Origin of the sequence: Photorhabdus cinerea, from assembly GCF_011189575.1 — a bacterium.
GTDB lineage: Bacteria > Pseudomonadota > Gammaproteobacteria > Enterobacterales > Enterobacteriaceae > Photorhabdus > Photorhabdus cinerea.
In genome coordinates this window covers 1-5,379 of sequence record NZ_PUJW01000062.1, presented here as the reverse complement: position 1 = coordinate 5,379, position 5,379 = coordinate 1, and the positions used below count along the sequence as shown (strand labels likewise).

The 5,379-nt window shown below is 46.0% G+C and carries 4 protein-coding genes and 2 pseudogenes; 2 read left to right on the top strand and 4 right to left on the bottom strand.

The window, feature by feature from the left end; translation table 11 throughout:
• Window positions 1-137 precede the first annotated feature (137 nt).
• The 3 genes and pseudogenes from fic to C5469_RS24335 form a co-directional block, all read right to left on the bottom strand.
• A complete protein-coding gene (gene fic / locus C5469_RS22035) occupies window positions 138-1,214 on the bottom strand; it encodes a protein adenylyltransferase Fic (RefSeq protein WP_166310762.1) in 1,077 nt (358 codons plus the stop codon).
• Between the two features lie 351 nt (window positions 1,215-1,565).
• A pseudogene (locus tag C5469_RS22030) lies at window positions 1,566-2,557 on the bottom strand (RNA-guided endonuclease InsQ/TnpB family protein).
• A 156-nt stretch (window positions 2,558-2,713) separates the two neighbouring features.
• On the bottom strand, window positions 2,714-3,430 hold the full coding sequence (locus C5469_RS24335) for a helix-turn-helix domain-containing protein (RefSeq protein ID WP_166310760.1): 717 nt from the start codon (window positions 3,428-3,430) through the stop codon (window positions 2,714-2,716).
• Between the two features lie 87 nt (window positions 3,431-3,517).
• Here C5469_RS24335 and C5469_RS22020 point away from each other — a divergent pair, with 87 nt between their 5' ends.
• Window positions 3,518-3,910, top strand: coding sequence for a nuclear transport factor 2 family protein (locus C5469_RS22020; RefSeq protein WP_166310758.1), 393 nt, complete (start codon window positions 3,518-3,520; stop codon window positions 3,908-3,910).
• Window positions 3,911-4,393: 483 nt separating this feature from the next.
• Here C5469_RS22020 and C5469_RS22015 read toward each other — a convergent pair.
• Window positions 4,394-4,564, bottom strand: a pseudogene (locus C5469_RS22015) (DUF4158 domain-containing protein); the annotation flags it as partial.
• 205 nt (window positions 4,565-4,769) lie between these two features.
• On the opposite strand from C5469_RS22015, the gene C5469_RS22010 reads away from it, so the two are divergent.
• Entirely contained in the window at window positions 4,770-5,321 is a 552-nt protein-coding gene (locus C5469_RS22010) for a recombinase family protein (protein WP_166310756.1), read from the top strand.
• Window positions 5,322-5,379: the final 58 nt, after the last annotated feature.

Below are 5,379 nucleotides of genomic sequence, written 5' to 3'. Positions count from 1 at the left end.
AGATTACATCTGGCGTAATAATCTTAAGTTAGGAGCTGGAAAATACCGTCCGTTACGATCAGTTGATATCAATCTGTACAAAAAACAGGCTTAGCGTAGGATATTTTCCGTTTTCCAAGCGGACCCCTTCATGTTCATCAGTCATTCAACTCCCTCAGCAGACGGGTGTTAATGTAGAGTTTTCCCCGCCCGACACTCACTTCTTCGAGTACCCCGATTTCCACCAGTTGCTTCAGATACAATGATGCAGTCTGCCGCTGTGCAATGCCTGCATCCACTAGGTTTTCTATTCTGCAGTAGGGCTGCATGAACAGCATATTAACCAGTTCGTAGGTGTAAATTTTGGGGAGCTTTTCCTGTACATAATTTCGGGTAGAAGTAATCAGTTCTCTGACTGCTGCGATCTTTTTCGTTGTCCATATCGCTGTGGCTGCCACGGCCTTCAGCATGTATAAAATCCAGGCTTCCCACTCTCCGCGTTCAGTCACACCGCGCAGCAAAGTGTAATAATCATTTCTGTTTTCAAGAATGAAGTGGGAGAGGTATAAAATAGGCAGGGAAAGCAGTTCAGTCTGAATCAAATACAGAATATTCAGAATGCGCCCTGTGCGCCCGTTGCCATCAGGGAACGGATGGATGCTTTCAAACTGGTAATGTGCAATGGCCATCTTAATTAGCGGGTCAATATCGTCCTGTGCATTGATAAACTGCTCCCAGTTTGACAATAACGTTCGGATCTTCTCTTCTCCTTCCGGAGGGGTATATACAATGTTCAGGTGCTGATCGCGCAAAACGGTGCCAGGTATCTTTCTTACATCGGTTTCAACAGCCCGCAGTTTGGTACAAATTTGCATTGCAACCGTTGCACATAGCGGATACGTCCTCAGGTATTCGACCCCCTCATACATCGCCGTACGATAGCGAAGAGCCTCCTTCGTTGCCGGATCAGCCTGTTCAGCATGGTCAACATACTGAAAAAGCTGGTCGCTGGTAGTCACGATATTTTCAATACGAGATGAATCTTTCGCTTCCAACATCGGGAGAATATTCACCAGTAATCCCTGATCAGGGAGCAACTGCCCAGCAGCTTTCAGTTCAGCCAGTGCGGCCCGGGCTGGGATGCAGGCTTTAAGTACCGCACGCGTTTCGACCTGTTCCAGGTCAGGAGGAAGAAGTGGGAGCAGGTCAAAGGGTTTTTGAGGGTTAAATAGCATGTTTAAAAAATCCGATTTTATCGACATATAGACAGTATGTGTCTACTGCATCGACATATCAATACAACATGTACATTTTTTTGCATTTTATAAACATATTGTGTGACTGATGAGTGGACAATTTGGGTATAGTCAATTTGGCTATCTTAAACGAGGTGGCTAAAAATGACAATCTGCGATGTAAATTGGCTGGTTGATTTTTGGCTACTCAAAATGACCACTTAAAGGCGTTTACTGTTCCGTTGCTCCCCAAACCCCTAAGTAGCAACCAGCATAGCCCGAAATTAAATCGGGCTTAAACGCTGTTACTTCTGTTGTCGTGACTGCTCCCCGCCCGAGGCTTCCCACTTCTCAGGCCGCCACCGTCTTTATGACGGATTTACGCTGGCCTCCGTGGGCAGAAACGACGAGTCCCGCCGCCTGTAATTCCTGTATGCCCTTGCGCTGGATGTTGAGCGCCGCATTGATATCGCGGTCATGTTCAACACCACAGCAAGGGCATTGCCAGCTCCGCTTACGCAGCGGCATTTCCGGCATTTTGTGACCGCAGCAATGGCAAGTTTTCGAACTGGCGAACCACTGATCCAGTTTGACCAGATGGACGCCCGCCGCTGCAGCTTTGTATTCCAGTTTCTTGATGAAACCATGCCAGCCCGCATCCCCGATAGCGCGGGCATGGGCGACCCGCTCATGGACTGCCGCCAGACGTAATCGGGCCTTGCCGCGGTTAGCGCTGCCCTGTTGTTTGCGGGACAGCGATTTCTGCTTACGACGCAGGTTACGGGTGGCGTTGATAAGGTGACGCGGGGGATAACACCCGGCTTTTCCGGTGCCTCTTTGCCATCGTCACACAGGATAGCGGCGAAATATTTTCCCGTAATGGTTCGGGATAGCGTAATGCTCTTCACTTCCCCTTCAATTTCTCGGTGGATGCGCGCCTTTATCGGTGACAATTTCGGGAGCTTCACCGCACCCTCCAGCACTTTCACCCCAACACAGTGATAGCTCGATTGCCTGCCCTGTTTGCGTTTGAACGTGGGAAATTGGGCGCGTAACTTCGGATTGAAGAAATTATCAAACGCGGTATGCAGATTGAGCACCGCCTGCTGTAACGCGATAGCGTCATATGCCTTGAGCCACGCGTACTTGCGGGATTTCTTCGCGACCGCCAGGAGCGGCTTGAGGTCTTTGCGCGGATTTAAACTCACGCCGTGACGTTTGTAAGCCTGCTTTTTAATGTGTAGCGCCTTGTTGTACGCAAAACGGACCACACCGAACTGGCCATTAAGATACCCGACCTGTTCGGGTGTGGGGTAAAGGCGGACTTTGGTCGCTCTTAACATATTCAGCGCTCATTGATAAAGTGCATTCATGTTAGCCTGTTTTACCGGCAGATACCAATTCAGTCAGGATACGTTGCAGTAGCCCGCCCTAAAGCTCTTTGGGCTTTTCGCCTTATATCCCCGCCCGCACTGGGCAAGGGTTTACGGCGGTTTTTGCTAAAATTGTCCCGGTGTTTTACCAAATCGTTTTTTGAACGCTTCGATATAAGCACTCACATTACTGTAACCGCTGCGATCTGCAACCTCACTAATTGGCATGCTGGCTATCAACCATTGTAATGATGTTATTACTTTTGACTGCTGCCTCCATTGACTAAAGGAGAGACCAGTTTGTTGCAGATACAACCGACTTAAATGACGTGTACTTAGCCCGTAGTTCAACGCTAACTCTCTCTGAGTGAGAGAACAGTCTGGTTTATTCAGTAACACATCTGCCACAGCTCTGGCTCGTTTATCATGAGGAAGCGGAAGGTTTAATGCGAGTCTGGGGGCATGATTGATTTCGGTGCTTAGGAGGGTTAATAGGCTGGATTTATATTCTTCAGAATAATCAGGCATGCTCAGTCTTGATATTCTCTCCAAAAGATTCAAAACAAACGGATCTGCGCTGTATATACCCTCATTTAAAGGAAACAGTCTGCTAACGGTTGCGGAAAAATAATAACTTACCCCTTCAACTGAGTTTCTTACCGATGCTTTATGTTTGAGCCCCGGAGGAAACCAGCCTAACGTTCCCGCTGTAACGGACCATTGAGCATTCTCAGTATCAACCATGATAATCCCTTGCGTTATCAAGTAAAGCTGACCTGAGTCGTGTTCGTGCCAGGCGGTGTCATAGTGGCTACTGTGTTCAAATTTATTTACTCGGAACACTTATCTGATTACCAGTATAATATGTCTATATAGGGATATTAAGCCAAAATGATTCTATTGTATACTTTTCTCACATAGGAGGCACAAATGAAAAACAATACACATACAGTAAGTTATGCATTAGAAGAGATGTTAAGCAATCGTCCACATGATGTTCAGAGGATTGCTTTGTACTTCGAAAAGGAATACGAACAATTCGTCAACGGAGAGCACCTGGATTTCATGGGATTTGTCCAGCATATAGATGTGCTGAAAAAGCACGTTTCCAGATTGGATTTGTCAATCATAAATATTGTTTCTGAAGAAAATATTGTTTTCTCTCACCATATAATAAACGCAACCAAACATGATGGAGGTGAAAGCAAATTTGAAGTTTTTGCTAAATTCACGCTCTCAAATGATAAAATTATCCGCTGTGAGGAAGTGACACGGATGATATCGGGCTCTCAAGAAGATAGTGACTTAGGTAGCCGTAGATAAAAGGTTGGTAAAATATAAATTAACATCCAGAATAAGCTCGAATTCATCGGGCTCTTGTCAACGATGTTGTGTTAAAATTGCCCAACAAAATTTAATTGGGGTTCACAAAGTGAGCCATTCACCAGCGACAGCTGTGGTCGTTTGTGACCAATGTCAGCATCGTAAATAATGGGTATACTCACCCCTTCGAATGCTTATCTGAATGCCTCGAGAACAGTAGCCCGCCTGCGGCGGGAGCTAAGACGCTGTTAGTATGTAACTTTTCTCAGCAACTTTAACTCATTATAATCTCGCGCATGAACATTCCCAGATCCGCAAAGCACCTCTTCCAGATTGATAACGGATGGAACCGGTTTCTCATTAAACACGGTTCTGTCGCCTTAAGAACAGATTAGGTAACATAGGCGTTTTTTACAGAGTAGTATCAACTGCACGTAATGGGCGGTATTTTCCTGACCCCAGCTTAAAGTTATTACGCCAGACATAATCTCCACTGTTTTTGTCCGGAAGAAACCCGGGGCCACGCAGATAACAAAGTAATACAGCGAAGCCCAGGCGATTTGCTGGCCGTCGGTGTTTATTAATGAGCGCAATATCATGCTCATTCAAAAAACACATTCTGGTCAGAATAATTTCATCGTCCGGAATAACCAGTAAGCGTTCCTATTCTTCGCTACTCAGTATCTGTCTTCGTGGCATAAATGCTTACCTCCCGTATAGTTTCAATGCGTTATTTATTTACTATGACCGAAACCGACCGGTTTCGTACACTACCTAACAAGCATGTACGAAAGTCAGTGAAACTTATTTCGGATATGCATTATAATACGTACACCTATTTCGTACAGAAGATTTCATTATGTCACGAGTTTTTGCCTATTGTCGGGTCTCCACTCTGGAACAGACCACCGAAAATCAGCGCCGAGAAATTGAAGCCGCCGGTTTTAGCGTTAGATCTCAGAGACTGATAGAAGAACATATCAGCGGATCAGTTACTGCCAGTGAACGACCCGGTTTCACCCGGTTGCTTGATCGCATGGAAAATGGCGATGTACTGATTGTCACAAAACTGGATCGTCTTGGACGTAATGCGATAGATATCAGGAAAACCGTGGATCAACTGGCCGCATCAGGCATTCGGGTACATTGTCTGGCGTTGGGAGGCGTTGATTTGACTAGCCCCGCTGGAAAAATGACGATGCAGGTGATTTCAGCTGTTGCTGAATTTGAACGTGATCTTTTGCTTGAGCGTACCTATTCAGGAATAGCAAGAGCACGAGATGCTGGAAAACGCTTCGGGCGCCCACCAATATTAAATGAAGAACAAAAGCAGGTGGTACTCGGGGTCCGCTTGGAAAACGGAAAATATCCTACGCTAAGCCTGTTTTTTGTACAGATTGATATCAACTGATCGTAACGGACGGTATTTTCCAGCTCCTAACTTAAGATTATTACGCCAGATGTAATCT

Excerpts from the sequence above, each read along its gene's own strand:
- fic (WP_166310762.1), bottom strand. The coding sequence starts at position 1,214 with ATGCTATTTAACCCTCAAAAACCCTTTGACCTGCTCCCACTTCTTCCT.
- C5469_RS22020 (WP_166310758.1), top strand. The coding sequence starts at position 3,518 with ATGAAAAACAATACACATACAGTAAGTTATGCATTAGAAGAGATGTTA.
- C5469_RS22010 (WP_166310756.1), top strand. The coding sequence starts at position 4,770 with ATGTCACGAGTTTTTGCCTATTGTCGGGTCTCCACTCTGGAACAGACC.